Origin of the sequence: Rhodococcus sp. IC4_135 (genome assembly GCF_011602025.1) — a bacterium.
GTDB classification, from domain to species: Bacteria; Actinomycetota; Actinomycetes; order Mycobacteriales; family Mycobacteriaceae; genus Rhodococcus_F; species Rhodococcus_F baikonurensis.
Genome location: NZ_JAAOLG010000025.1, coordinates 1 through 25022 on the forward strand (window position 1 = coordinate 1; position 25022 = coordinate 25022).

Here is a 25022-nt window from a genome sequence, read left to right on the forward strand (position 1 = left end):
CACCGCCAAGATTCGGGACTTCATCAACGGGTGGAACCCACGAGCGCAGCCATTCATCTGGACGAAAACCGCCGAGCAGATACTCGCGAAAGCCGACCGTCGAAAAACTTCAAGAACACCGCACTAGAAGAACTGTTCCGGTTATGCGCTCGAGTGCCTGTCGTACTCGGGGCTTCTCGAAGGTGCTACGCGCCCGCGAGAGAAGGACCACGTAGCCACTGAGCCACACGATGGTGATGGCTGCATGGATGAGCACCAGCAGCGCAAGCGATGGTCCCGTCGGCCATCCGGCCGGAACCAACTGAGGCAGCAGTCCGGTGTAGAAGACGGCGATCTTGGGGTTGAGCAGGTTGGTGGTAAAGCCCGTCTTCCATGTCCCGGCCTTCGGCGCGCGCGGGGCGTCGGCATTGTGTTGCATCCGTGAGGTCCGGCTCTCCCACAGTGCTCGCACACCGAGATAGATCAAGTAGGCAGCACCGGCGAGCTTGACCACGGTGTACGCCTCGGCCGACGCGGCCAGGATCGCCGAAAGCCCGAGGACAGTCAGCAGACCCCACACCAGAAGGCCCGAGACGATGCCGGCCGCTACCCGGAAACCGGCGGATCTGCCCGCGCCGAGAGCTGCCTGCGTCACGACGGCCATGTCCGGCCCCGGGACCAGAGTCAGTAGGGCGAGCACGGCTGTGGCGGCGAGCAGAGCGGTCAGCATGCAACAAGTATGAAGTCGGGGTGGGGAGCGAAGTCGGGCGGTGGTGTCGTGCCTGTGAACAAAGAGTGGCGCCGCGGTGTGAACTGCATGGACACGCCCGGAAACCGGCGTCTCGTGAGCACAGTTCGACAAAGTTATGCACACTGTGGGGAAACGGAACGATGCAGGTAGAAGGAATACCTCTGTTGTAATTCATCCTTTTGTCCACAGGTTATGCACAACTGGGAAGTGGATGTGAATGAAGTTATCCACACCTGTGTGTGCATCGGTGGAGAACTGTCCAACTCCATTGGATACCCGCGAGTAATAAATCCCAACCAGTGGGTTGACCCCGGGACGTTCGTCCTGTCCAATCGAGGGTTAGCGGTAGTCGTGCGATGCTCAGGGGGCGCTTGACGGATGCGGAGATTTGGGTTTGTCGGGATTGTGTTGGTCGTGCTCGCGCTTGTCGTGGGCGCAGTTGCGTATGCCGATCCGGCGCCTGAAAACCCACCCGGAGATTTGGCCGGTCAGACCGGTGCTCACATCAATCGCATCGAGCAATTGTCGCCCACTCGCAGTGCCGTGTTCGTCGAGTCGCCGGCCATGCGACGCGAGGTGCAAGTGCAAGTTCTGCATCCAGCGACCAGTGCAGGTTCGCGTCCGTCCTTCTACCTACTCGACGGAGTAAGTGCCGGTTCGGAATCCGGGTACTCCGAGAGCACCTGGACCCAGAAGACCGACATCGAAACGTTTTTCGCCGACAAAAACGTCAACGTCGTTCTCCCCGTTGGCGGTACCGGCAGTTTCTACACCAACTGGAAGAACGACGATCCGAACCTCGGTGTGAACAAGTGGGAATCGTTTCTCGCTGAAGAGCTTCCGGCGTTGATCGATTCTGCGTTCTCCGGAAACGGGACGAATGTGGTCGGTGGGGTGTCCATGGGTGCGCTCGGCGCGGCCAACCTCATCACGCATCACCCGAAGCTCTACACCGGATTAGCCTCGTACAGCGGCTGTCTCGACAACTCCGAGTCGTCTTCGCAGGATTCCGTGCGGCTGACCGTGGCCAGTAAGGCAGGCGACGCCACCAACATGTGGGGCCCGGCATCGGACCCCGACTGGCAAAAGCATGACCCGTCCACCAACGCGGAAACGCTGCGTGGGAAGACGATCTACGTTTCTTCCGGCACGGGCGCGCCCGGAGAGTACGACAACGTCTTCACGCCGAGTGGACTGCAGACTGCCATCGAAGGCGGACCGCTCGAGGCGCTTGCCAACACGTGTACACAACTGTTCGAAGCGAGGTTGGGGGAGTTGTCGATTCCCGCAGTGTTCGCGTATCGAAACGACGGCACCCATTCATGGCCGTACTGGCAAGACGCGCTTCACGATTCCTGGCCGACAGTGAAGACCGCCCTGGGAATGTGAACTGGACTGCGAGCTGAGAACTACTCGGCCAGTGCCAGTTCGAGCAACTGGAGGGCGCCGTCACGGGTCTGCGCAGCCGCGATGAACCCCGCCTTGTGGCAGAACACCGAACCGTCGACGCCCGTCTCGGCAGCAAGGTCCGAGCCGTTCAGGCCGCGCCACGGCTCCGGCAACAGCTTTCGTGAACCGAACTTGGAGTCCGCAGGCTTGACCGTCTGAATCGACCAGCCGCCGTTGGTGTTCGGGAAGATGGTGAACAGAAGTTCCGGCTGGGCCGACGCGGCGCGGCCGTGGGGAACGAAGCGTTCCAGCACGACGAAGCGCGGATCCGACGCTTTCTCGTAGGTCTCGGTGAACTCGCGCTCGGCTGCCGCGTCGCCGGCGTACTTGGCGCGCAGGCGAATCAAGACCTGAGTTGCGAGAACCACGGCCAGCTCGAACTGGGTGTCGAACTCCTCGTCGGTGGACGAGATCGGGTTGAACAGGTCCAGTACCGAAGACAGATCAAAAGGCTTGGTGCCGTAATCGTTGAGGGTGTAGATCTCCTGGCCGTTGTCGACGGCGTCGATGCCCTCGACCAGACGACTGTCGATTCGGCGAAAAACGGAGGCGTCGCCTTCACAGAACTGCAGGCCGTATTCCTGCCAGAGCAGACCGAAGGCGGAGTACAGGATGCCGTTGCTGCGCTCGCCGGCATCGCGCTGATGATGGTCGAAGCGACCCTCGGCCGGGTTGTAGCGACCGCCGACGTCGAGCACGATGTCCGCACTGTCGAGGACGGACTCGTCACGGCTGCGAACGACGGTGGCGTCGGGGTACAGCTGCTTGAGCAGCGATACGCCGAAGACGTCGTCTGCATGGAACTTGCCGTTATGGGTCGCGATGATCACCCGTCGAGACTAGGCAATCGAGCGCGGGGATGCCTATTCAGCCGACGGTGCGGATGCGATCGGTGGCAGGTGGCGAGACCGGGGACCCGGCTGCGAACAGGGCAGTCAAGGCGTCGAGGTCGTTACCCGCACCGGTCATCTGAGTGGAGTTCTTCAGTGCGGTGAAGCCGTCCCCGCCCTCGGCGAGGAACTTGTTCACCACGACGCTGTAGACGCCGTCGGGGGCGATGTCCTGCCCGTTCAAGCGCATTTCCGAGATTCGCGAGCCCGGCGCTGCTCGCCGGTCCATGGCGTAGGTGAAGCCCGCGGACGGGGAGAGGATGCGCTCGGTAGCGGTGCCGTCGAGGTCGATCTGGAATTGCTGTTCGAGAGCGTCCTTCAACACCGCTCCTGTGACGGAGAGCACCTCGAGGCTGTTGCCGAAGGGTTGAACACCGTAGGCCTGGCGGTAGGTGACCTGGCCGGAAGTGCCGAAGTCCAAATCCTCGCGCATGCCGCCCGGGTTCGTCAACGCGAGTTGAGCGCCTCGTGTCGATCCGGCGGCGAGTTGAGCGTCGGCGACCAGGTTGCCGAGTGTCGATTCACCGCTGGGGACGCGGTCCCGTGTCAGATCGGCGGTGATGGTCCCCACCGGTCGCTGAGCGCTTTCCGACGCCTCCGACCAGGCTCGGTCCGCGAGAGCCTGAATATCGGGATCCGGCGAAATATCGTGTGTCACTATCTGATTGAAAGCGGACGTCTGATCGCGAACGACCTCGCGGGTGTTGCGATCGATGGTGACGTCTGCGACGGACACGATCCGGCCGTGCGAAGCGCCCTGCATGACGACTCTGGGATTGCCTGCGGGATCAGGGAATTCGCAGTTGTACTGCTGGTGGCTGTCGGCGGTGAAGATGACGTCGACTTTCGGTGAGGCACGCAACGCAATGTCGCGGGCCGGCCCGGACTCGACGTTGCAATCGTTGGGTCCACCTTCGACGGCCGGTTCGTCCCCACGGTGCAGGAGGACGGTGATGGCTTTGACGCCGAAGAAGTCGAGGACGTCGGCGGTGCGGTTGATCGCTTCGACCTCGTCGCCGAACTGCAGATCGGCGATCCCGCCGGGCGTGACGATCTGCGACGTGTTGGCGGGGGAAATCGCGATGACTCCGAGCGGAATGCCGTCGACCATGTTCACGGTGAAGGGCAGCGTGGCCGGAGTGCCGTTGGTGTACGTCATGTTCGCGGCCATCAGGGGGAAGTTGGCGCCGTCGAAGGACGGGCTGAACGTGCATGCATCGACGGCGGAGCAGCCGCCGGACTGCATGCGACGGAACTCGGCGAGTCCCTTGTCCAGCTCATGATTACCGATCGCGGAAGCGTCGATCTTCATCCGGTTCAGCAGTTCGACCGTCGGCTCGTCGTTGAACATCGCCGATTCCAATGCCGACGATCCCCAGTTGTCACCGACCGAGTACAGCAGCGAGTTGGTGGCCTGACTGCGAAGCTGTGTCACGTAGGCCGCGAGGTACGCCGCGCCACCGGCCGGGGTCAGTGAGCCGTCGGCCTGCCTGATCTCGCTGCGAACACCTTCCGGCGGGCGGAGACTGCCGTGCAGATCGTTGAACGCCAACAGACGTACCGACACCGTGTCCTGGGACTGGGCGGTGGCGACACCGCTCAGGGAGGTCGCGGTGGTGGCGAGAAGGGTTGTCGCGAGCACGGCACACGTTCGTGTCATGCGTCGCGTCATGCGTCGTGCTCCCTCACTCGGACCGGCTTCGAACCTCCCTGAGTGTGCCCGTCTGCCGAAACGAATTCCAGTCCTCGGCGTAACAGTTATGTATCGAGTGTCACGCGGTCACGCCGATGCCGGCTGCCCGCTTCGCGACGTCGGTGTTCGCGAAAGCGAGGAACGCATCGTTCTCGTGCGGATCGCCGATCGTCATCCGGACGCCCTCGGTGCCGTACTGGCGGATCAGAATGCCCGCTTCGGTACTCGCCTCGGCGAAACCGGGGGAGAGCTCTCCGAGAGGGAGGTAGACGAAGTTCGCCGACGACTCGGGGACGGTGTAGCCGGCTTCGATCAGCGCGGTTCGAACTCGCGTCCGCTCGGCGATGACGCCCTCGGTGCGGGCAAGCAGTTCGTCTGCTGCAGCCAGAGAAGCGATTGCGGCGGCCTGCGCGACAGCGCTCACGGTGAAGGGGGTGTGCACCTTGCCGAGGGCCACGATGATTTCCGGATCCGCGACCGCGTAACCCACGCGGATTCCTGCGAGGCCGTACGCCTTCGAGAAGGTGCGCAGAACAACCACGTTGGGGCGGCTGCGGAACAGTTCGATGCCGTCGGCGTCCGAGCGTGAGTATTCGAAGTACGCCTCGTCGAGCGCTACGACGACGTGTGCCGGGACAGCGTCGAGGAAGCTTTCGAGCTCCGCCTTCGACAGCGCATTGCCGGTCGGGTTGTTGGGGTTGCAGACGAAGATCAACCGCGTGCGATCGGTGATCGCGGCCAGCATCGCGTCGAGGTCGTGGCCGAAGTCCTCGGTCAGCGGAACCTTCACCGAGACGGCGTGGCCGACCTGGGTCACCACGGGGTACGCCTCGAACGACCGCCACGCGTAGATGACCTCGTCCCCCTGATCGCACGTGATCTGCACGAGTTCCTGGCACAGCGTCACGGAGCCGCAACCAGCGGCGACGTTGGCCGGCTCGACCTTCAGGAACGCGGCCAGCGCCTCGATGAGTGCGACAGCGGCATTGTCCGGGTAACGGTTGGCATTGGCGACTGCGTCGGCGACGGCGTCACGCACACCGGGCAACGGCCCCACGGTCGTTTCGTTGCTCGCCAGTTTGATCGCACCCGGGAAATTGCGTCCGGGAACGTAGGCGGGGATAGAGGCGAGGTCGGGGCGAATGTGTGCGGTCACGAGTCGATTATGCGCGCACTGATGTGGTGCGTTGCGGCCGTCTGCGTGTCAGAGTTAGAAGATGTCGGAAATCTTCCGGGCCACGGCGTATCTGCGCGGAGCCGAAGGGGAGGTCGCCACGGCTGTTCCACTGACGGTGGTGGAGCCGGACGGCCCGACGCGAGGCGGAATCGTCGTCTTGCACGAAGCCCGGCAGTTCAGCCCGGCTCTGCTCAATCTGATGTGCTCACTGGCCGGCGAAGGGTGGGTGAGCGTCGCACCTCACCTGTTCCATCGCGAACCCGAACACATGCAGGGCGAGGTGTTCGGTGACAACCTCTTCGCCGACTTCGACGCGACCCTCGATTGGCTCGTCGGCCGTGAAGTTCTCGCAGACACCATCGGGGTGCTCGGATTCGACGACGCCGGAACCGCTGCGATGCTCGTGGCCACCAGCCGTCCCGTCGGCGCCGCGGTGAGTGTCGCCGCCCGGGGAATCGTCGAAGCGCTGTCGGTGGATGCTCAGGCGCTCGTCGACGCGGCCACTTCCTTGCAGGCACCGTGGTTGGCGCTGTACGGCGAGGACGATCCCAGCACGCCTCGCGAACACGTGACTCTGCTCCGGGAAGCGACCGCGAAGGCCGACGTCGCGACGCTGGTAGTCAGTTACGCCGGACTGGCTCACCGGGCCGACGAGCCGCCACAGCTGTCCGAGGACGCCGACCTCGACGACCCGGATTCGGCCTCGATCATCGAAGCGCAGACCCGGATCTTCGACTGGTTCGACAGTCACCTGCGGTAAGTCTGCAAAACAAGGCGCTGACCACACGTTTTGCCTTTGGTGGCGAAGGGTGTGTAATCTTTCGATCCGGCGGTCCGAAAGGATCGGAACCCCCAGGGAGGCGTGCCAGAGCGGCCGAATGGGACTCACTGCTAATGAGTTGTCCCTTTTACGAGGGACCGGAGGTTCAAATCCTCTCGCCTCCGCCAAGCCGGTGATTTTGACCGGCGGGTTAGAAATGATAGAAATTACGACGGCAGGATACGCAAGACCTGCTGGACAACAGAACATGCGCCCGTAGCTCAACGGATAGAGCACTTGACTACGGATCAAGAGGTTAGGGGTTCGAATCCCTTCGGGCGCACAAGAAAGAAGGTCACAGACTTCCGGTCTGTGGCCTTCTTTTGTTGTAGCACATTCGCAGTTTCTGAATGTGTGTGACGTCACCTCGACAAATTTCGGGCGGTGATCCTCGCGATCGTAGGAACCGACAACCGATCCCCGCGACCTATGCTTTCTCCGGAGCAGCCGCGCGAACCGAGGAGAACCCGTTGGAGACCGTCGACAGTCGGACGCTCCCGGTCTACTCGGCCGGGGCGGTCGAGGTGCCCTTTGTCATCGCGGGCATGGACGAGCTCGTTTCCCGCGAGACCCGGTGGGAGGCGCACTCGCACCCGACCCACGAGTTGTTGTGGAACGAGCGGGGAGCGTCGAGCGCCACGGTGGGGGCACGAACCTGGACGATCACACCGACGGTCGGTCTGTGGATGCCTGCCGGTGTCCTGCACTCGGCGATCGCACCCGCCGGTACCTGGTATCGGGCCGCTCAGCTCGACATCGCGTCAGTTCCTTCTCTGTCCGACGTGCCGGTGGCGATCGAGGTCACCCCACTGCTGCGGAATCTCCTCGAGCGACTGGCAGACGATTCACTCGGAACCTCCTCCCGCTCGCTCACGGAGCAGATGGTGATCGACGTGCTGGCACCGTCGCCGAACGAGTTGCTGGTTCTGGTGCCGGACTCGGCGCTTCTGAAACCCATCGTCGACGCGATCGGTGACGATCCGAGTGACATGCGCACGCTGTCCGACTGGGCAAGGCTGCTCGGCGTCAGCCCGCGAACCATCACCCGGGTATTTCGGTCGGAGACCGGGATGAGTTTCGGACAGTGGGTCTCGGCGGTGCGGGCCCAACGGGCCGTGACCCTTCTTGCGCACGGCTTGGATCTGCAAGAGGTTGCCGAGCGGGTGGGATACCACTCGACCAGTGCGTTCGGGGCTGCTTTTCGACGCACCACAGGGGCTACGCCAGGGATGTTCCGGGCCAGCTGATGGCCATCTCAGCCTGACTCGATCGCTACACAGGGTGTCCCAAACACGCGATTGCGCCACAATGCTCTCCCGTATACGGTTTAGGCAAACCTCACCTAAGTGCCTTTTCGAGCCGGGTTGAGGGCCGTACCCCTACTCGAGAGAGTTCTGTTTTCATGCGTTCAAAACGCTTCTTGGCGGTGGCCGCAGCAGCGGTCGCAGTTGCACTCGGTATGACAGCCTGCAGTTCCGACTCCTCGGACACCGCCGACGGCGGCAGCACCGGAAGCGGATCCAGTTCCTTCCCGGTCACGATCGAGCACGCTTTCGGAACGACGACGATCGACGCCAAGCCGGAGCGAGTCGCCACCGTCGCCTGGGCCAATCATGAAGTGCCCCTTGCTCTCGGCGTGGTTCCCGTTGGAATGGCGGCGGCGACGTTCGGCGACGACAACGGCAACGGCATGCTGCCGTGGGTCGAGGAAAAGCTCGACGAACTCGGCGCGAAGCCGCCGGTGCTCTTCGACGAGACCGACGGCATCGACTTCGAAGCCGTCTCCGATACAAACCCTGACGTCATTCTTGCCGCGTATTCCGGTCTGACGCAAGAGGATTACGACACTCTCAGTGAGATCGCCCCGGTCGTGGCATATCCGGAGGGCCCGTGGGCAACCTCGTGGCGTGACGTCATCAAGTTCAACAGCATGGGCCTCGGCATGGAAACCGAAGGGCAGAAACTGATCTCGACCATCGAGAAGGAGATCGCCGACGAGGTTGCCTCGCATCCGCAGCTTGCCGGCAAGGCAACCATGTTCCTGACTCACGTCGACACCGCTGATCTGAGTCAGGTCAGCTTCTACACCGCGAACGACACGCGCGCCGCGTTCTTCGAAGACCTCGGACTCTCGACGCCGAAGAGCGTTGCCGACGCCTCGACGGGTGGTGAGTTCTCGAAGAAGGTCAGTGCCGAGCGTGTGGACGTCTTCGACGACGTCGAACTGATCGTCACCTACGGTGACCAGGCGCTTGTCGACGCACTCAAGGCTGACCCGCTGCTCTCGCAGATGCCTGCCGTCGCCAACAACTCGATCGTGTTCCTCAATGGAACCGGGCCGATGGGAACGGCGGCCAATCCGACTCCACTCGCAATTTCGTGGGTACTCGGCGACTACGTCGATCTGCTCGCCGGGGCTGCTGGAAAGTCGGAGTGACTGTAACCTCGCAGGATTCGACGTCGGGCGCTCGCGATACGCGACGCCCGACGTTCGGCAATTCGTTGTGGCTGATCGCCCTTCTCGTTGTCCTCGCGGTGCTCATGTGTACATCTATTGTCGTCGGCTCGCGTGAAGTCGACTGGTCCGACATCGTCGCCGCGCTGGGCGGTTCCACCGACAACATCGGCCAGGGTGCGATCGCGAAGCGCATTCCGCGGACGGTGCTCGCGATAATCGTGGGAGCTGCGCTCGGGCTTGCCGGCGCAGTGATGCAGGGCATCACCCGAAACCCGTTGGCAGATCCCGGAATCCTGGGCGTAAACATGGGCGCTTCACTCGCGGTGGTGATCGGAATGGCGTGGTTCGGGCTGTGGACTCAGACCAGCATGATCTGGGTGGCGATACTCGGCGCAGCCGCCGCGGCATTGTTCGTCTACGTAGTCGGCTCACTCGGGCGAGGTGGAGCCACGCCACTCAAGTTGGCTCTCGCCGGGGCCGCAACATCGGCTGCGTTTGCTTCGTTCATCACTGCGATCATGCTGCCGCGAAACGATATTGCCGGCAACATTCGTTCGTGGCAGATCGGCGGCGTCGGTGGTGCGAGTTTCGAGGTGATCCGGCAGGGTCTGCCTTTCCTCATTGTCGGCTTCGTGATCTGTCTGCTGTCAGCGCGCAGTCTCAACTCCCTTGCGCTCGGCGACGAGGTTGCATCAGGGCTCGGTGAACGTGTTGCGGTGGTCCGGGCAGTGTCAGCGCTCGGTGCAGTGCTGCTCTGCGGTGCAGCCACTGCGATTGCCGGACCGATCGGCTTCGTCGGTTTGGTTGTCCCGCACCTGTGCCGATTGTTGATCGGCATCGACAACCGTTGGCTACTACCGTTTTCTGCGCTGACAGGGGCCGGCCTTCTCGTCGCCGCCGACATTCTCGGACGAATTGTCGCGCGGCCGAGCGAAATCGACGTCGGCATCATCACCGCGCTCATCGGAGCGCCCTTTTTCATCTACATCGTCCGCCGTCAGAAAATGCGTGAGCTGTGACCACCACATTCGTTACTCCCGAAGTCGAGGTCGACGCAGTCGGAGCAAGCCGTATCCGGCGAGGTAGACGACGCCGCATCGTGATTGCAGTGCTGGCGGTCCTCGTTATCGTCTCGTTCGCGGTCACTCTGATGGTGGGAAAAACCTTCTACCCGCCGTCTGCAGTGCTTCGTGTCGTTCTGGGGGAGAACGTGCCCGGCGCCTCGTTCACCGTCGGCCGCCTCCGTCTGCCTCGGGCTGTCCTCGCTGTGGTCGCCGGAATCTGTTTCGGCTTGGGCGGCATCACGTTCCAGACGATGTTGCGTAACCCGCTCGCGAGCCCCGACATCATCGGAATCAGCTCCGGGGCAAGCGCTGCAGCAGCTTTCGCGATCATCTCGCTTTCACTCGGCGGCTCGCAGGTCTCGATCTTCGCCATCGCGGTCGGTCTGGGCGTCGCAGTGTTGATCTACGTTCTCTCCTTCCGGGACGGTGTAGCAGGCACTCGGCTGATTCTGATCGGTATCGGCATCGCCGCAATGCTCGACAGCGTCACCGCCTACCTGCTCAGTACTGCCGCCGCGTGGGATCTGCAGGAGACGATGCGTTGGCTCACCGGCAGTCTCAACGGTGCCAACTGGGGTTCGACGGTTCCCGTGCTCCTGGCGTTGGTTGTCCTCGGACCGGTGCTCTTGAGTCAATCGCGCAATCTTTCGACCATCCAGCTCGGTGACGACGCAGCGCAAGCACTCGGCGTCAGAGTGGAACGCACGCGCATTCTGGCGATCGTTGCGGCCGTCGGACTCATCGCCTTTGCCACTGCCGCTGCGGGTCCCATCGCCTTCGTGGCATTTCTCTCCGGCCCCATCGCCGCCCGCGTCGTTGGTCCAGGAGCATCGCTGTTGATCCCGTCGGCGCTGGTCGGAGCGCTGCTGGTGCTCGTTGCCGATTTCTGCGGGCAGTACGCCTTCGGCACCCGCTACCCCGTTGGTGTGGTGACCGGTGCGCTGGGAGCGCCGTATCTCGTCTACCTCATCATTCGCTCCAACCGAACGGGAGGTTCGCTGTGACCGAATCCCATACTCTGACTGTCGAAAACCTCGAACTCGGTTACGGAGGGCGGACCGTAGTCGAATCGCTCGACCTCGCTGTGCCGCCGGGAAAGATCACGACCATCGTGGGCGCCAACGCGTGCGGCAAATCGACGCTGCTGCGGTCGATGTCGCGGCTACTCAGTCCCCGAAGCGGTCATGTTCTGTTGGACGGCAAGGATGTTCATCGCCTGCCCGCGAAGAAGCTCGCTCGCACGCTCGGTCTGCTGCCGCAGTCACCGATCGCACCGGAAGGGATAGTCGTCGCCGATCTCGTCGGGCGAGGTCGGCATCCACATCAGCGGGTGCTGTCGAGGTGGAGTCGCGAGGATGACGCAGCTGTCGCCGAAGCGCTTGCGGCAACGGACACAACTGGATTGGCCGAACGATCGGTGGACGAGCTTTCCGGTGGTCAGCGCCAACGTGTGTGGATTGCGATGGCGCTCGCCCAGCAAACCGATCTGCTTCTACTCGACGAACCGACCACCTTCTTGGACGTGAGCCACCAGGTGGAGGTCTTGGACCTGCTCACCGACCTGAACCGGACCCGGGGTACAACGATTGTCATGGTTCTGCACGATCTCAACCTCGCTGCCCGCTACGCCGATTACCTCGTCGCCATGGCCGATCGCCGGGTCTATGCTGCGGGCGATCCTGCCGAGGTGCTCACCAGCGACAACGTCCGCACCGTGTTCGGTCTCGACAGTCGAATCATCCCCGATCCCATCTCGGGTAAGCCGTTGGTGTTGCCGCTGGGGCGCCACCACGTCCTCGACGACGTGTTGACGTGACGGCGTCGAGTGTCCCGAGCGGGCGGATCGAATCCGTGGAACAACTCAATGCGCTTCTCGGACAGCCCCATCCGACGATCATGGATAAGCACACCGCCTACACGACTCCGTTGATCCGTGAATTCATCGAGCAGGCACGGTTTTTTGTGCTCGCGACGTCCGATGCGGCCGGAAATTGCGATTGCTCGCCGCGTGGAGACTTGGTCAGTCAGGTTCTGTTTCCCGACGAGAAGACGCTGGTGCTTCCGGATCGTCCGGGCAACCGGCGCGCTGACTCGTACCGGAACATGATCGAGAATCCTCACGTGGGGATCCTCTTTCTCGCGCCCGGCCACGACGAGATCGTGCGCGTCAACGGCACGGCGACCCTCTCGACAGATGCTGATCTGTTGGAGTCGATGGCGATGAACGGCAAGCCGGCGCAGCTTGCGGTGATCGTGAAGATCGACGAGGCGTATCTCCATTGCGCGAGAGCGATTCTGCGGGCCAAGCTGTGGGATCCGTCGACGTGGCCTACTCCCGAGGACGTACCGAGTCTGCGCGACATGATGGCCGAGCAGCACACCCTCCAGGTCGAGGATCTGGAGCCAGCTCGGCAGGAGGCGTATCGCAAGTACCTGTACTGAACGCGGATTTGTCACCTATGTCCGATAATGATCCGTGCCTTCAATTGCCTCATCGCTGTTCTGGATTGCGCTGATCGCGGCCGTCGCGCCGATAGTCGCGGGCTTGATCCCACGTCGGCTCGTTCCCGAAGTGGTGTTGCTGCTTGTCGCGGGCGCAATGGTCGGGCCGTTCGCCCTCAACATCGCAGCTGACAGCGAAGCGATCGGGATCTTGCGCGAACTCGGCCTCGGCATGCTGTTCCTCCTCGCCGGTTACGAGATCGACCGACAGGAACTCAGTGGCCGGGGTGGCCGTCGTGCGCTTTACACGTGGCTGTTCTGCCTCGCGCTGGCGTTCACGGTGGTCGCGCTGCTGGGCATGAGGAACGTGATTTCCGCCGAAGCCGCTGTTGCCATCGCGATGACGTCGACCGCTCTGGGCACGCTGCTGCCGATCCTCAAGGACAACAAACTCCTCGACACACGCTTGGGCAAGACCGTCCTCAACCACGGGGCCGTCGGCGAACTCGGTCCGGTCGTCGCGATGGCGGTGCTGCTGAGCGCCCGTGGTGCCGTCCTGTCGCTGATCGTCCTTGCCGTCTTCGCCTTGATCGCTGTCATCGTGGCGGTGCTGCCCGGCAAGCTGATTCACGAAGGCTCGTGGACACATCGACTGGTGCGGGCAGGGGCGGACACCACTGCGCAGACGACGGTCCGCCTCACCGTTCTGTTGTTGGTCAGCCTCGGAGTGTTGTCGGCCGTGTTCTCACTCGACGTCATTCTCGGTGCGTTTGCCGCCGGCTTCATCCTGCGGCGACTGATGCCAGAGGGCGACGAGCGCCTCGAGATCAAGCTCGACGGGATCGCCTTCGGGTTCCTCATCCCGATCTTCTTCATCACGTCGGGGATGGCGATCGACGTCTCGGCGGTCGCAGCCAGCCCCGGCATACTGATCGCGTTTCTGATCCTGATCGTTGTCGTCCGCGGCGTGCCGGTGTTCTTCGTGACCAAGTTCGAGAAGGTCGAGCCGCCCTTCACCACGCGCGAAAGTGCGCAGGTCGCGTTGTACGGAGCGACCGGCCTACCGATGATCGTGGCGGTCACGGGCGCTGCCGTCGACGCGCATCAGATGTCTTCGGACAATGCGTCGATTCTTGTGGCGGCGGGCGCGATCACGGTTCTGCTGCTGCCGATGATTGCCACGCTGTTGACGAAAAAAGAGAAAGTGGCCTGATTCAGAGATCCAACTGCTCGTCGAGCCAGTCGAACATCCGCTGATCCGCCTTGCTTGCTTCGATTGTCACGGGCCAGAGAAAAAGAGATCGTCCACGTCGATACCGGTCTCCAACGCCGATATCTCGTGGGTTCCCGTCCTGTTTTCCCACCGCAAGGGAACCCCGGTTTCCGCATCGAAGGCAACCGTGGAGTCACGGCCGGCCCAATCCGGTGGCATCTCGAATTCCCAGGCAGGGCGCCCGTCGACCTCTACTCCCTGCCCTGTCGTGTCGGGTGGGAGTAGGTCGGCAAAAGGTGTGTACGGCCAGGTCCGGTGTATCTGGAAGAGTTGTTCGATGTAGATGTCGAGACTGTAGCCACCGCTCCGTCGTTCGAGTACACCGTCAGTGCGGAACCACGTCTGCTTCTGCCGGTTCTGCAGAAACAACACCCCCTGCTCGTCTGCGAGACGGATGCAGGTGCGGGGCTTGAACCAGAATTCGAGTCTCGCCGAGGGAACACCGCCGGGAGGTCGCCCGCGGAACATCATCCCGTGTAGCGGTATCCGTTCCGCTGCTTTGTAACGGCGAGCCACCTCGCTCCACTCGGCGGGCGATTTCTGTGGAGAAGGCTCGGGTGGCACATCTGCCGGGGGCGACTGCCTTCTCGTGGGGACAACGACCACCGTAAAGTTACCTGTCTCGAACAGCGAGGCGGGGACTGCGACGCCGGTGATCTGCTCGGCGAGAGCAAAGGCACCCTCCAGTGCATGCTCGCCTGGATAGCCTTGGGCGTCATCGTCGATTCCGATTCCGCCGACATCAAGAATCAGATCCACCATCCGATCGTCCCCGACCACCGGGCTTGATCCGAAGAGTTCGAATTCAGCCACACGTGTCCCGGTCGACCACCAGATGAACTGACTGTCGGCATTGACGCCGAGATAGTGCGAAGCCACCTCGCGATCGGATAGAAGTGGCCGCATCGATTCTTCGGTGACGGCGAAGGAACCGCCGTCGATCTGCATCAACAGTGTGCTGTCGTCACTCACCGCTGCGAGGGCAACTACCGGCCCAGCCCAGGCTGTCTCGGGCTGTTCAGTGAGATCCGACATCACCTCTCCGAGTTCGGCAATCCCGATCGCCTCGGATTGTGTGTTCTCGTCCGCGCCGAGGGCGCTCAACACCTGTGTGGGGGTGGAGTCAGGGATGAGTGCGGCGCAGTATCCGAGAGACAGGCTCGTGTTGAAATACTGCTGAATCCATCCATAGTCGTGATAGGTAGGCACACTCACAAGCTTCCACAGATCGATACCTGACCACTGCCGAATGCCAACGAACGCATGGCAAAACACGCTTCAGTCGATCGTTGGTTCGCGGACCTGAATCAGAGATCCAACTGCTCGTCGAGCCAGTCGAACATCCGCTGATCCGTCAGACGCCTCGCCATGGGCTGACAGTGGAAGTTCGCACCCTCGGCCGCGGTGAAGGGAACCACCGTCGTCGGTCCGCCGGAGAGGGCGGCAAGCCGCTTGGATTGTCCAGGCCAGAACTGCTCGCCTTCCGGATCGGTGATGAGCAGGGGAGTGGAGATCGAACCGGCGACGTGTTCGAGGTGATACTTCCGAACGGTGGTGAGAGTGTCGTAGTAGCCACCGGCGAGGTACGGACGCGCCCGGAAACGCCAGATCCGGGCGGTGTCCTTGGAGAACTTCATTCCAAGCCCAATCGCCATGTCGCGATCGAACGCCTCCGACTTCTCCTCGTCGAGTAGCTTCTGCATGTTCTTGGGGATATGGGCGAGCCATGACGCGGCCACATCCACAACTCCCGGATCGGCGATCGCCGCCGCGATCCGATGCTCGAATGCCAAAGACTGCGGCACCCAGTAACCGCCCTGGCTGATCCCGTACATCGCCAGCTTCGACGCATCGACGTCCGGCCGGTCCACGAGATAGTCGACGACAGGCGTGATGACGGCTTCCCAGTCGTGACGGAACGGGATGTTGCGCTCGAAGAGCATCGACTGCTGGCCGGGACCGTCGAACATCAACACGTTGTAGCCCCGCTCGAGTGCCCCGGCACCGCCGCTGCCCCACAGCCCGCTGATCGGGCCGTCGCTACCGTTCACCATGATCAACGTCGGCCGTCGCACGTCGCCGGGTGGTCGGAAGAAGTACCCGGGCAGGTAGGTGTCCTCGTAAGGGATTCGGACGCGTTCGACGGGTTGGGCGGTGGTGTCGACGAAGCGGTCCCACGCCTGTCGGTGACGTTTGAAGGTGGGGACCAGCACGGAGTCGTCACTTAGACCGTCGACGGCGTTGATCGCCACACCGAAGTACGACGCCGCCCGCAGGTACGCGTTGGACGCGCTTCGCGAATGTCCGGCCTCGGCGGACTGTTCGGCCTGCCCGAATACCCGTGTGCCGAGGTCGAACCAGGCCTCGTACCAGCCCTCGAGGTCCTTCTCACCGACATGTGCGATGGCCGAGAGCACTTCGCCGGTGTCTGCCGCGCCGTAGGTGGCTTGTCCGAGGACGACTCGAAGCTCGAAGTCGAAGGATTCGTTTCGATAGAAACCAGCGGTGAACGCCTGGTGTGGGTGGGCGAAGAACGACGACGCGAGAGACATGGGCACACCTTCGCTAGTTCGGGGCAGCCATTTTCAGTTGTACTTCCAGGATCGCCCGAATCGCTTGCCGGAAAACCTTGTCAGCGTGGTGACGCTGTACCCCACGTGGACACCGGCTTCGACATCGCAAATGCCAGGGTGCACAACCACAACGACATTCCCAACACCTGCGCACGTTGCGCGATACCCAGTCCGAGATTACCGCCGCCGGAGACTTCGATGCTGTTGGTCGTCAACATCCACACCGTCGCAAGGGAAGTCAGGATCAGAATGGTCAGACCCGTCGTCCGCAAAGAAGGGTGCTCGCGATACCTGAACGCTCCCACGGTGAATGCGATCATCGCGGTGAAGATAGCGAAGACCGCCACGCTGCTCGTCAACGCGTGAACATGGTGGAGTTGCGGAAGCAGACCGTCGGGTGCGCTCGACGGGCAGCCCTCACCCGAGCATTCGAGGGGGAACGACGCGTCGGCGATGGTCGCGATGCCGAACACCGCCAGCGCAATCCAGCCGGTGACGTAGAGCCTCCGCCGGGGCGTGATCAGCAGGCCCAGCGCTCCGGAGATCAACATCAAGATCGCGGACAGTACGTCGGCATTGCCGAAGACATCGCGGTATTTCTGGTTCTCGGCATCGAGTTCGCTGAGGAACGATGTCACCGGATCGAGGCCGGTGTCCAGGAAGAATTCGAGAATCCACGACGAGTAGACGATTCCGCCCAGAGCCAGCGCAGCCACCAAACCCCACCGCGCAACGTTGCGTTCCTTCACGAAATCGAGCTTACGGACCGAGCAGGGCTTTCTGGACGCGTTCGGCTGCTACCAGCGGATCTTCGTGCTCCCAGATGCGGATGACGGTCCAACCCTGCTCTGCCAGACGTGCATCGGTGTCGCGGTCACGAACCACGTTGGCGGCCAACTTGTCCGTCCACCACTGCGCGTTGTTCTTGGGAAACGTCGCATGCTGCGGGCAACTGTGCCAGAAGCATCCGTCCACGAACACCGCGACTTTGCGGCGCGGAAACACCAGATCAGCACGTCGGCGAACACCTTTGACAGGCGCTCGGTCCACGAAGTACCGGAGTCCGCGCCGATGAAGCTCGCGTCGAAGTGCGATCTCGGGTTTGGTGTCGCGCCGACGCTGAGCGCTCATCCGGGCGCTGGTGGCAGGATCCGTCGCAGGCACCGTGGTTCCCTCAGCCGTCGGAATCGTCGCTGTCTTCGGGATCGGACCAGGTGGGCGCAAACCTGTTGCGACGCTCTACTTCACCGTGCACGACGGTCACGAAGTCGGTGAACGAGAGCGTCTGACTCTCGGTGGGGCGTCCGTTGCGCGGCGGCGGTTCGTCGACGTCGAAGAACCGGACTGCGCCATCGGGTTCGTAGAGACCGATGTAGACCTTCTCGAAGAGGTCGTAGCGGGTGTCCTCGGCGCCGAGATCCACCCAGGCTTTTCCTGGAACGCCGACCACCGCGCGCTTGCCCCGGCCCGAACGCTTCGAGAGCGTCGTGACGTGGTGTGCAAAAGAGGATTTGCCGGTGTCGCTGGTCTTGGTCGGGTCGCCGTCGTCGCATGTGGCGTACGGCTCGAACATGACGGCGACCAACACGCTGTACGGCTGACGCTGATGCAGAACCATTGCCTCGCCACGCAATTCGTGGTCGTTGCGGACGATGTTCTTGGTCCAGCGTCCCAGCTTGCCGCTGCGGGGACTGTAGTCCTGGAAGTTGTACGTCTTGATGGAGACGCAGAGGATCAGGCCGAGAGTGGGGTCGAGTGCCTTGACGTCCAGGCGCTTTCGGCCCTTGGCGACATCAACGGTTGCCTCCTGGCCTTCGCCGGACGCTGTGGGGGTGATGTTGGGATACAGCGGACGCAGAGCGTCGGCCACCGTCTGTGCCAGTTGATTGGACAGTCGCTGGGCGTAGTTCTTCTTCTCGCCGCGATCGGCGTCGGCCGGGGGCTTGTCGCCCGCGAGTTGCAGTGCGCTCCAAAGAGGTTCGTGTTCCGGCTCGGAAAACAGTGTTTCAGGTTCGGGGAACAGCGATTCCGTCATGCTGCGGCCTCGGGGTAGCCGCCCATCCGCTCGAGGTGGCTTTCGACGTCCTCGATGAAACCGGGGATGAACCGAAGATTGCCCATGCGTGCGCGCTTGAGGAAACCGGCCGTGGCCCGCGCCGACAGCAACCGAGTGTCTTCGAGGAAACCGCTCAGATCTTCGTAGTCGTACTGGACCGGCCAAGTCGAGGTATGGACGCGGAAGGCCTGGCGGTTACGACCCCAGGCCGCGCTCGGCCATGCGTCGCCTGGTTCGAGCGGAGTCTCGCCGGCGGCGTCGTATGCGATGGGATCGTTCAACCGGCCACCGACCCACGACGCCATCCGCACGCTCACGGCATTGCCGACGAGCTTCCACCGGTGGCTGTGGCGAAGGCCGGGAACCTCGACGGACGGCAGCGTCCAGTCCGGATCGAAACCCTGCAAGCGCTCGGCGTCGACGAGACCGGGAGTGACGATCTCACCGGACGGCAACCGGACCGCCGGTTGGCTGGGGATGCCGACGGACGAGCCGCCCTTGAGCGTCGGCACGGCGTTGACGGCCCATCCGAGTCCGCGGGTGCCTTCGGTCCAGTAGAAGCCGCAGGGGTAGTCCGCGGGATCGCCGCCCAAGCGCTCGCCGGCGTCCTGGCCGAACAGGATTTCGCGAGGATCGTCCGTGCGCGAGGCGAGCATGATGACGCGCTGGCGACGCTGGGGGAGTCCGAAGGCACGGGCGTCGACCACCCGGTATGCCCAGGTGTATCCGAGGTCTTCGAGGGCGTCGGTGATGTGCCGCATGGCAGCGCCCTTGCCGAGTTGCAGCATGAACGGGACGTTCTCGATCAATAGCCAGCGCGGGCCCTTCTTGCGCTTGACCAGACGGAACACCTCGTCCACCAGGCCTGAGCGCGCGCCGGTGATGCCTGCCGTCTTGCCTGCTTGAGAGAGGTCCTGGCAGGGGAAACCGGCGGCCACCAATTCGATGTCACTGGGCAGCGCGCGCAGTTTGGTGACGTCACCGTGCAGCGGCACGTCGGCGAATCGCGCACGGAGAACTGCCTGGGCGCCCGGATCGATTTCACACAGCAGTTCGGTGTTCCACCCATGTTCCGATAGCCCCAACTCGAGCCCACCGATACCGGCAAACAAACCCACCATGCTCCGCGACGACGTCACAGCACCCTTCCTCACGAACCGACCTAGAAGCACGGTACTCGAGAACTCCGACACCGTTTGCCAACTATTCGGTCCGCGGCGTGCTCCTTGCGGGAGAACCGTTGTGAAACGGCTAACACCGGACTCCACGGAAGCCGATCGAGTCCCGAAAAGGTCCCTGATCCGAGCAATAACCCGAACCAGCGGTGCTCCACGCCCGTCCGTCCATTACCGTGGTCGGGTGAGCATCCAACCTTCCGGTGACGCGTCCTGGCCCGCGGTATTGACCTGGCAGGCCCACAACGCTCCTCGAATGGAGTCTGTTCGTGTGCAGCTGAACGGAAATCGCATCAAGGCTTCGGGCCGGATCATCGGTGGAGCCTGCAGCGAGCACCCGGCATTCAGCGCGTCATACGACCTGGTCACCGACGAGGCCGGCATCACCCGCCGGTTGTCCGTGCGGACCGCCCTGGCTGCCGGTGAGCGTCAGATGTCGATCAGCCGGGACGAAGAAGGCACCTGGATGGTAGAGAACGGCGCGAGTCATCAGCGCTCGGCGTTCGATGGCGCACTCGACGTCGACGTGATCCTCAGCCCGTTCTTCAACACGCTGCCCATCCGCCGCGTCGGGTTGCAGAACGACATCGAAGACGTCGAAGTTCCGGTCGTCTACGTCAACCTTCTGGACCTGCGCGTCGAGGGTGCGACCATCACGTACAGCAGCGGTACCGACGGAATCAGTGTGTTGTCCCCGGTCTCCAGTTCGACGCTGTCCGTCGACACCGAGGGCTTCGTCCTCGACTACCCCGGACTGGCCACCCGCATCTAGGTTTCGGATCGGCGGATGACGCCGCCGCGTCGACCGGCGTCCCGCATCCGCTGGGGCCAGTCGGGTTCTCCGACCTGGACATCCTCGATGTCCCAACGCTCGTGCGACTCGTACGCGCTACGCGCAGCGAACCCTGCGTCCACCAATCGTGCCGTCGAGCCGTTGTCCAGCAAGTCGGTACGTGCACCCTGCAAAAGGTCGAGCGCTTCGTCCAGCGCGATCAGCAGGGCGTCGCGGTTGCCCTCGCACATCGCCCGCACCAGGCCGGGTGCGCTTCCGGCTACGCGAGTGCCGTCGCGAAATGATCCGGCAGCCAGCCCGAGTGCCAGTTCGCCGCCGGCAGCTCCCGTGATCGCGAGTGTTTCCGCCAGCAGGTGAGGCAGGTGCGAGATACGTGCGACTGCTCGATCGTGCTCGAGAGATTCGGCCGGCACGACCACCGAGCCGCAATCGAGCGCGAGGTCGGCGACCTGCGACCACACCTGCGCGTCGACGCCGTCGTCGGTGGCCACTACCCACACCGCGTCGACGAACAGATCGGCATCCCCGACCGCCCAACCCGAAGCAGACGTCCCGGTCATCGGATGACCGCCCACGAACTTGGCGCTCAGACCAGCCCGTTCGACGGCGGCCTTCACCTCGCCCTTGACGCTGACGACATCGGTGATCGGGTTGTTCGGCGCGTGCGCGGCGATGGCCTCCAACGTGGCGTCGACGGCCGGCATGGGCACGGCGATCACGATGACGGCACCGCTCTCGTTCGCCCTGCGCAGTGTGGCAACCAGGTCGGTGTCGGCGTCGAAACCGTCGGCTCGGGCCGCGTCGGCGGACTCGCTGGAACGGTTGTACCCCCACGCCTGACGGCCGGATCGGACGGCCGCTCGAAGGAGCGAACCGCCGATCAATCCGAGGCCGAGAACGCAGACTGGTGGGGCGGAATCGATCGCAGACACGAGTTCAGGTTGGCACATCGATGCTCGGACTTCACTCACTGGCACCAGGCGGGCTACCGTTGCGCCATGGGTGCACAGCGCGCGGGTAACAAGAGCGCCTCTTCGAACCAGTCGGAGGAGCTTGAAGGCTTCGGTGTCGCGGTGGTCCGTGAAGAGGGGCGTTGGACGGTCAAGGCACTGACGCCCGACGCGTTGACCTCGCTCTCGGCCGCCGAAACGCAGCTGCGTGAGCTGCGAAGTTCGGGTGCCGTGTTCGGCCTTCTCGACGTCGACGACGAGTTCTTCATCGTGCTTCGTCCGGCGCCGTCGGGCACGCAGTTGCTGATTTCCGACGCCACCGCCGCCATCGACTACGACATCGCCGCAGACGTCCTCGACGCCTTGCACATCGAGATCCCCGACATCGACCCGGACGACCTCGACGATGTCGAGCCCTGGGAAGAGGGCGATCTGTCCGTGCTGGCCGATCTGGGCCTGCCGGAACCCGTGCTCGCTGTCATCGCGGCCGAGACCGATCTCTATCCCGACGAGCAGTTGGGGATGATCGCGCAGCGACTCGGGTTCGCGTCCGAGTTCGGCGCAGCGCTCGACAAGCTCCCGCGCTAGATGACTCTCGCTGACGATCAGCGCATGATCCGTGCGGCCATCGTGGCCGCACGCTCCGCCTCCGACGCGGACGTTCCGGTCGGTGCCGTGCTGTTCGACGCGGACGGCGTCGAAGTGGCTCGTGCCGCGAACGCCCGGGAAGCGTCGTCCGATCCGACCGCGCACGCCGAAATCCTCGCGTTGCGTGCTGCCGCGAAAATCTACGGCGACGGCTGGCGTCTGGAAGGCGCGACGCTGGCCGTGACCCTCGAGCCATGCACGATGTGTGCGGGCGCTCTGGTCCTCGCCCGGGTTTCGCGGGTCGTTTTCGGGGCGTGGGAGCCGAAAACCGGAGCCGTCGGATCATTATGGGACGTAGTTCGAGATAAAAGATTGACCTATCGGCCGCAGGTGCGCGGCGGGGTCCTGGAGGACGAATGCGCTGGGCTTTTGGAAGATTTCTTCCGCGAGCAGCGAGCCTGAAATCGGTATTCCCCAGCGAGAGTGATCGCACACTCGGGTAGCCGGATCCGGCAATCGAGGGCATGGTGGAGGCAGATGCCGTCAGGGCATCGGCGGATCGTCGGAAGGCGATTCGTTCGCGTTCACAGAGGAGTACTCATGGGAATCGCAGACAAGGCTCAGAACAAGGCCGAAGACCTCGGGGGCAAGGCCAAGGAAGCTGCTGGCAGCGCTACCGGTGACCGGGACCTCGAAAACGAAGGCAAGGGCGACCAGGTGAAATCGGCCGTCAAGGATGCAGGCGAGAAGGTCAAGGACGCCGCGTCCAGCATCAAGGACAAGCTCACGTAATACCGCTCCACCTGGCGATTTCAGCCACGGGCACTCCATCCGGTAAAGTCACCAACGGTGGCGTGTCCGAGCGGCCTAAGGAGCACGCCTCGAAAGCGTGTGACGGGTAACCCCCGTCCGAGGGTTCAAATCCCTCCGCCACCGCCAAAGCTCCCCACCTGTTCACGCAGGTGGGGAGCTTTTTTGTGCCTGGACCTGGACTGGATCAAGAAACAATTGAGCAGAAATCTGCCATTCGGACGAAAGTGGCCCCCGGCCTCGGCGGAGGTCGGGGGCCGCAACTCAGTCTTACAGGGGAGTAGTCGCCCCAGTCGCGGTGTAAAACCCGTTCATCGACCAACCCACTCGCTCCACGATTGGATCGTTGTCGTTCTCCTGGGACCTGTTTCTGATGGGCGACCGACTTGTCCCTGCGTGATGTTTGCGATCACCAGTAAGAATTCACGTACTACTGATCGTCAGCGAGTTCTCTCAGGCTCTTGCGAGACACTTTGCCGGCGGCCGATCGCGGAAACTCATCGACGAAGATGTATTCGCGCGGTCGTTTGAACCCGGCGATCTGCTCACGTACGTGCTGGTCCAGCGCAACGCGAAGGCCGTCGTCGTCGCTGAATCCTGGCGCCAACTGGACGACTGCCACCACTTTCTGGCCCCACTCCGGATCGGACACCCCGATGACACCGACATCTGCGACGCCGGGATGTCCGAGCAGTGCACCCTCGACCTCCGCCGGGTAGACGTTCACACCGCCGGTGAGAATAAGATCCGCGCGGCGATCCAGGACGTACAGGTAGCCGTCGTCGTCGATGCGTCCGACGTCTCCCGACGTGGCGAAGTCACCCCAATGCGCGGCAGCGGATTTCTCCGGGTCACCCAAGTACTCGAACGGGCCGGACTTGAAATAGATGGTGCCCTCTTCGCCTGGAGCCGCCTGTTCTCCGTCCAGCGCTCGAAGCACGACTGCGTCGGGATTCGGCCGTCCGACAGTTCCAGGATGTTCGAGCCACTCTGCCGAGGAGCACGTGCACACTTGCCCCTCCGTGGAGCCGAGATATTCCCACAGAATCGGTCCGACCCAATCGATCATGGCGTACTTGGTCGCTGGGGGACACGGAGCACCGGCATGGAGGATGGCCTGTAAACTCGAGACGTCGGCGCTGTCTCGAAGATCGGCCGGCAGATCGAGAAGCCGTTGGAAATGGGTTGGAACCATGTGCGAGGACGTGATGGCGCTTTCGCCGATTGTTCGAAGCACAGCCTCGGCATTGAAACCCGGCAAGATGTACAGCGTATGCCCGGCATGCAACAGGAAAAGTGAATTACCGCCTGGCGCAGCGTGATACGCGGGAGAGCACACCAGATGACGCCCAGGCTTTCCCGGCGGGATTCCCACCTTCGACAGATGCTGAACGCCCGATTCGAGCGAACTTTCGGGCGTTGCATCCGACAGCGGGCGACGTACACCCTTCGGTCGTCCCGTAGTGCCGGACGTGTACATCATGAGCGAACCGAGCGACCGTGCGGCAGGAGTGTCGTCCGAGACGTCGGTGAAGGACTCGTAACTGGACCAGTTGGCCGGGGCGCTGCCGATAACCGCGCGGTGCTGCACGGCGTCCTCCACGCGGCCGACGACCTTGTCTGCGAGTTCTGCGTGCACGACCAGAACGGCCGCCTGGGAATCGCGAACGATGTACTCGACTTCAGGCCCGGCCAGATGCGTGTTGATCGGAACGAAATACAGACCACTCTGCGTGCAGGCCAGGGCAATTTCGTAGTACTCCGCGCCGTTCAACAGCAAGCCCGCGACAACGTCGCCCTTGCGTAAACCCAGACTGGCGAACTTGTTGCTGAGCTGGTTGACCTTGCTGATGAGCTCGCCGAAAGTTTTTGTCTTGCCGTCTATTACGATCGCGGGCCGGGTCGGATCGTGCTGGCCCAGAAGCCAGGCACCGAGCGTCGAGGGATTAGGTGGTTGTTGGTGATCCCCGCGTTCGCTGTTGACCACGGTAGACATGAGTGTCCTCTTTCTGAAGAGATTTCGGGGACTGGGTCGGCTGGCCGCCTCGCTGTATCCCGCTGTCGAGGGATCGTCGCTGACG

25 protein-coding genes and 3 tRNA genes are annotated in these 25022 nt (G+C 63.0%); 16 read left to right on the forward strand and 12 right to left on the reverse strand.

Going from position 1 to position 25022, the window contains the following annotated elements; translation table 11 throughout:
- Window positions 1-109 precede the first annotated feature (109 nt).
- Entirely contained in the window at window positions 110-709 is a 600-nt protein-coding gene (locus tag G8767_RS28205; protein ID WP_166813099.1) for a LysE family translocator, read from the reverse strand.
- Window positions 710-1108: 399 nt separating this feature from the next.
- On the opposite strand from G8767_RS28205, the gene G8767_RS28210 reads away from it, so the two are divergent.
- Window positions 1109-2119, forward strand: coding sequence for an alpha/beta hydrolase family protein (locus G8767_RS28210; RefSeq protein ID WP_206029860.1), 1011 nt, complete (start codon window positions 1109-1111; stop codon window positions 2117-2119).
- A 20-nt stretch (window positions 2120-2139) separates the two neighbouring features.
- Here G8767_RS28210 and G8767_RS28215 read toward each other — a convergent pair whose 3' ends face one another.
- The 3 genes from G8767_RS28215 to hisC all read right to left on the reverse strand — a co-directional run bounded on the left by G8767_RS28215 (window position 2140) and on the right by hisC (window position 5918).
- The gene (locus tag G8767_RS28215) at window positions 2140-3009 is read right to left on the reverse strand and encodes an MYG1 family protein (protein ID WP_124566654.1); all 870 of its coding nucleotides are present in this window, start codon (window positions 3007-3009) and stop codon (window positions 2140-2142) included.
- 37 nt (window positions 3010-3046) lie between these two features.
- Complete coding sequence (locus G8767_RS28220) at window positions 3047-4741, reverse strand: bifunctional UDP-sugar hydrolase/5'-nucleotidase (protein ID WP_124566655.1); 1695 nt, start codon at window positions 4739-4741, stop codon at window positions 3047-3049.
- A 100-nt stretch (window positions 4742-4841) separates the two neighbouring features.
- A complete protein-coding gene (gene hisC / locus G8767_RS28225; protein ID WP_124566656.1) occupies window positions 4842-5918 on the reverse strand; it encodes a histidinol-phosphate transaminase in 1077 nt (358 codons plus the stop codon).
- Between the two features lie 61 nt (window positions 5919-5979).
- Here hisC and G8767_RS28230 point away from each other — a divergent pair, with 61 nt between their 5' ends.
- The 10 genes from G8767_RS28230 (at window position 5980) to G8767_RS28275 (ending at window position 13936) form a co-directional block, all read left to right on the forward strand.
- Complete coding sequence (locus G8767_RS28230) at window positions 5980-6699, forward strand: dienelactone hydrolase family protein (protein WP_073512862.1); 720 nt, start codon at window positions 5980-5982, stop codon at window positions 6697-6699.
- A 96-nt stretch (window positions 6700-6795) separates the two neighbouring features.
- Window positions 6796-6887, forward strand: a tRNA-Ser gene (locus G8767_RS28235).
- Between the two features lie 82 nt (window positions 6888-6969).
- Window positions 6970-7042 (forward strand) — tRNA-Arg (locus G8767_RS28240).
- A 187-nt stretch (window positions 7043-7229) separates the two neighbouring features.
- Window positions 7230-8006, forward strand: coding sequence for an AraC family transcriptional regulator (locus tag G8767_RS28245; RefSeq protein WP_166813101.1), 777 nt, complete (start codon window positions 7230-7232; stop codon window positions 8004-8006).
- Between the two features lie 155 nt (window positions 8007-8161).
- A complete protein-coding gene (locus G8767_RS28250; RefSeq protein WP_166813103.1) occupies window positions 8162-9196 on the forward strand; it encodes an iron-siderophore ABC transporter substrate-binding protein in 1035 nt (344 codons plus the stop codon).
- Window positions 9193-10236, forward strand: a complete 1044-nt coding sequence (locus G8767_RS28255; RefSeq protein WP_166813107.1) for an iron ABC transporter permease — start codon at window positions 9193-9195, stop codon at window positions 10234-10236. The genes G8767_RS28250 and G8767_RS28255 overlap by 4 nt, the downstream gene beginning before the upstream one ends.
- On the forward strand, window positions 10233-11285 hold the full coding sequence (locus G8767_RS28260; protein ID WP_166813110.1) for an iron chelate uptake ABC transporter family permease subunit: 1053 nt from the start codon (window positions 10233-10235) through the stop codon (window positions 11283-11285). Before G8767_RS28255 ends, G8767_RS28260 begins: the two co-directional genes overlap by 4 nt.
- Window positions 11282-12097: an ABC transporter ATP-binding protein gene (locus G8767_RS28265; protein ID WP_166813114.1), complete on the forward strand. Its 816-nt coding sequence runs from the start codon at window positions 11282-11284 to the stop codon at window positions 12095-12097. The genes G8767_RS28260 and G8767_RS28265 overlap by 4 nt, the downstream gene beginning before the upstream one ends.
- Window positions 12094-12723: a pyridoxamine 5'-phosphate oxidase family protein gene (locus tag G8767_RS28270; protein WP_166813117.1), complete on the forward strand. Its 630-nt coding sequence runs from the start codon at window positions 12094-12096 to the stop codon at window positions 12721-12723. The genes G8767_RS28265 and G8767_RS28270 overlap by 4 nt, the downstream gene beginning before the upstream one ends.
- A gap of 34 nt (window positions 12724-12757) precedes the next feature.
- Window positions 12758-13936, forward strand: coding sequence for a cation:proton antiporter (locus G8767_RS28275; protein WP_166813119.1), 1179 nt, complete (start codon window positions 12758-12760; stop codon window positions 13934-13936).
- Between the two features lie 66 nt (window positions 13937-14002).
- On the opposite strand, the gene G8767_RS28280 is transcribed toward G8767_RS28275, so the two are convergent.
- The 6 genes from G8767_RS28280 to dcm all read right to left on the reverse strand — a co-directional run bounded on the left by G8767_RS28280 (window position 14003) and on the right by dcm (window position 19746).
- A complete protein-coding gene (locus tag G8767_RS28280) occupies window positions 14003-15205 on the reverse strand; it encodes a DUF6461 domain-containing protein (protein WP_166813121.1) in 1203 nt (400 codons plus the stop codon).
- Window positions 15206-15303: 98 nt separating this feature from the next.
- Window positions 15304-16548 (reverse strand): prolyl oligopeptidase family serine peptidase, encoded by a 1245-nt coding sequence (locus G8767_RS28285; protein ID WP_166813123.1) that lies wholly within the window; start codon window positions 16546-16548, stop codon window positions 15304-15306.
- Between the two features lie 80 nt (window positions 16549-16628).
- On the reverse strand, window positions 16629-17318 hold the full coding sequence (locus G8767_RS28290) for a DUF998 domain-containing protein (protein ID WP_095969538.1): 690 nt from the start codon (window positions 17316-17318) through the stop codon (window positions 16629-16631).
- A 10-nt stretch (window positions 17319-17328) separates the two neighbouring features.
- Complete coding sequence (locus G8767_RS28295) at window positions 17329-17733, reverse strand: very short patch repair endonuclease (RefSeq protein ID WP_019746481.1); 405 nt, start codon at window positions 17731-17733, stop codon at window positions 17329-17331.
- Between the two features lie 10 nt (window positions 17734-17743).
- Complete coding sequence (locus G8767_RS28300; RefSeq protein ID WP_095969539.1) at window positions 17744-18604, reverse strand: hypothetical protein; 861 nt, start codon at window positions 18602-18604, stop codon at window positions 17744-17746.
- Entirely contained in the window at window positions 18601-19746 is a 1146-nt protein-coding gene (dcm, locus tag G8767_RS28305) for a DNA (cytosine-5-)-methyltransferase (RefSeq protein WP_206029868.1), read from the reverse strand. Before dcm ends, G8767_RS28300 begins: the two co-directional genes overlap by 4 nt.
- Window positions 19747-19984: 238 nt before the next feature.
- On the opposite strand from dcm, the gene G8767_RS28310 reads away from it, so the two are divergent.
- Window positions 19985-20572 (forward strand): putative glycolipid-binding domain-containing protein, encoded by a 588-nt coding sequence (locus G8767_RS28310; protein WP_095969540.1) that lies wholly within the window; start codon window positions 19985-19987, stop codon window positions 20570-20572.
- Here G8767_RS28310 and G8767_RS28315 read toward each other — a convergent pair.
- Window positions 20569-21543, reverse strand: a complete 975-nt coding sequence (locus G8767_RS28315; RefSeq protein ID WP_166813169.1) for a prephenate dehydrogenase — start codon at window positions 21541-21543, stop codon at window positions 20569-20571. The genes G8767_RS28310 and G8767_RS28315 overlap by 4 nt on opposite strands.
- Window positions 21544-21591: 48 nt before the next feature.
- Between G8767_RS28315 and G8767_RS28320 the strand changes: the two genes are divergently transcribed.
- The 4 genes from G8767_RS28320 (at window position 21592) to G8767_RS28335 (ending at window position 23070) form a co-directional block, all read left to right on the forward strand.
- Window positions 21592-22131 (forward strand): tRNA adenosine deaminase-associated protein, encoded by a 540-nt coding sequence (locus tag G8767_RS28320; RefSeq protein ID WP_003943823.1) that lies wholly within the window; start codon window positions 21592-21594, stop codon window positions 22129-22131.
- Complete coding sequence (locus tag G8767_RS28325) at window positions 22132-22593, forward strand: nucleoside deaminase (protein ID WP_095969542.1); 462 nt, start codon at window positions 22132-22134, stop codon at window positions 22591-22593. It abuts the gene before it with no gap.
- Between the two features lie 138 nt (window positions 22594-22731).
- On the forward strand, window positions 22732-22923 hold the full coding sequence (locus G8767_RS28330) for a CsbD family protein (protein ID WP_003943869.1): 192 nt from the start codon (window positions 22732-22734) through the stop codon (window positions 22921-22923).
- A 56-nt stretch (window positions 22924-22979) separates the two neighbouring features.
- Window positions 22980-23070, forward strand: a tRNA-Ser gene (locus G8767_RS28335).
- Between the two features lie 301 nt (window positions 23071-23371).
- On the opposite strand, the gene G8767_RS28340 is transcribed toward G8767_RS28335, so the two are convergent.
- Entirely contained in the window at window positions 23372-24937 is a 1566-nt protein-coding gene (locus G8767_RS28340) for an AMP-binding protein (RefSeq protein WP_166813127.1), read from the reverse strand.
- Between the last annotated feature and the right edge of the window lie 85 nt (window positions 24938-25022).

Coding starts and splice junctions, on each gene's coding strand:
- G8767_RS28220 (WP_124566655.1), bottom strand. CDS start 4,741: ATGACGCGACGCATGACACGAACGTGTGCCGTGCTCGCGACAACCCTT.
- dcm (WP_206029868.1), bottom strand. CDS start 19,746: ATGGTGGGTTTGTTTGCCGGTATCGGTGGGCTCGAGTTGGGGCTATCG.
- G8767_RS28250 (WP_166813103.1), top strand. CDS start 8,162: ATGCGTTCAAAACGCTTCTTGGCGGTGGCCGCAGCAGCGGTCGCAGTT.
- G8767_RS28205 (WP_166813099.1), bottom strand. CDS start 709: ATGCTGACCGCTCTGCTCGCCGCCACAGCCGTGCTCGCCCTACTGACT.
- G8767_RS28340 (WP_166813127.1), bottom strand. CDS start 24,937: ATGTCTACCGTGGTCAACAGCGAACGCGGGGATCACCAACAACCACCT.
- G8767_RS28230 (WP_073512862.1), top strand. CDS start 5,980: ATGTCGGAAATCTTCCGGGCCACGGCGTATCTGCGCGGAGCCGAAGGG.
- G8767_RS28285 (WP_166813123.1), bottom strand. CDS start 16,548: ATGTCTCTCGCGTCGTCGTTCTTCGCCCACCCACACCAGGCGTTCACC.
- G8767_RS28300 (WP_095969539.1), bottom strand. CDS start 18,604: ATGACGGAATCGCTGTTCCCCGAACCTGAAACACTGTTTTCCGAGCCG.
- G8767_RS28315 (WP_166813169.1), bottom strand. CDS start 21,543: ATGTGCCAACCTGAACTCGTGTCTGCGATCGATTCCGCCCCACCAGTC.
- G8767_RS28325 (WP_095969542.1), top strand. CDS start 22,132: ATGACTCTCGCTGACGATCAGCGCATGATCCGTGCGGCCATCGTGGCC.
- G8767_RS28330 (WP_003943869.1), top strand. CDS start 22,732: ATGGGAATCGCAGACAAGGCTCAGAACAAGGCCGAAGACCTCGGGGGC.
- G8767_RS28210 (WP_206029860.1), top strand. CDS start 1,109: ATGCGGAGATTTGGGTTTGTCGGGATTGTGTTGGTCGTGCTCGCGCTT.
- G8767_RS28320 (WP_003943823.1), top strand. CDS start 21,592: ATGGGTGCACAGCGCGCGGGTAACAAGAGCGCCTCTTCGAACCAGTCG.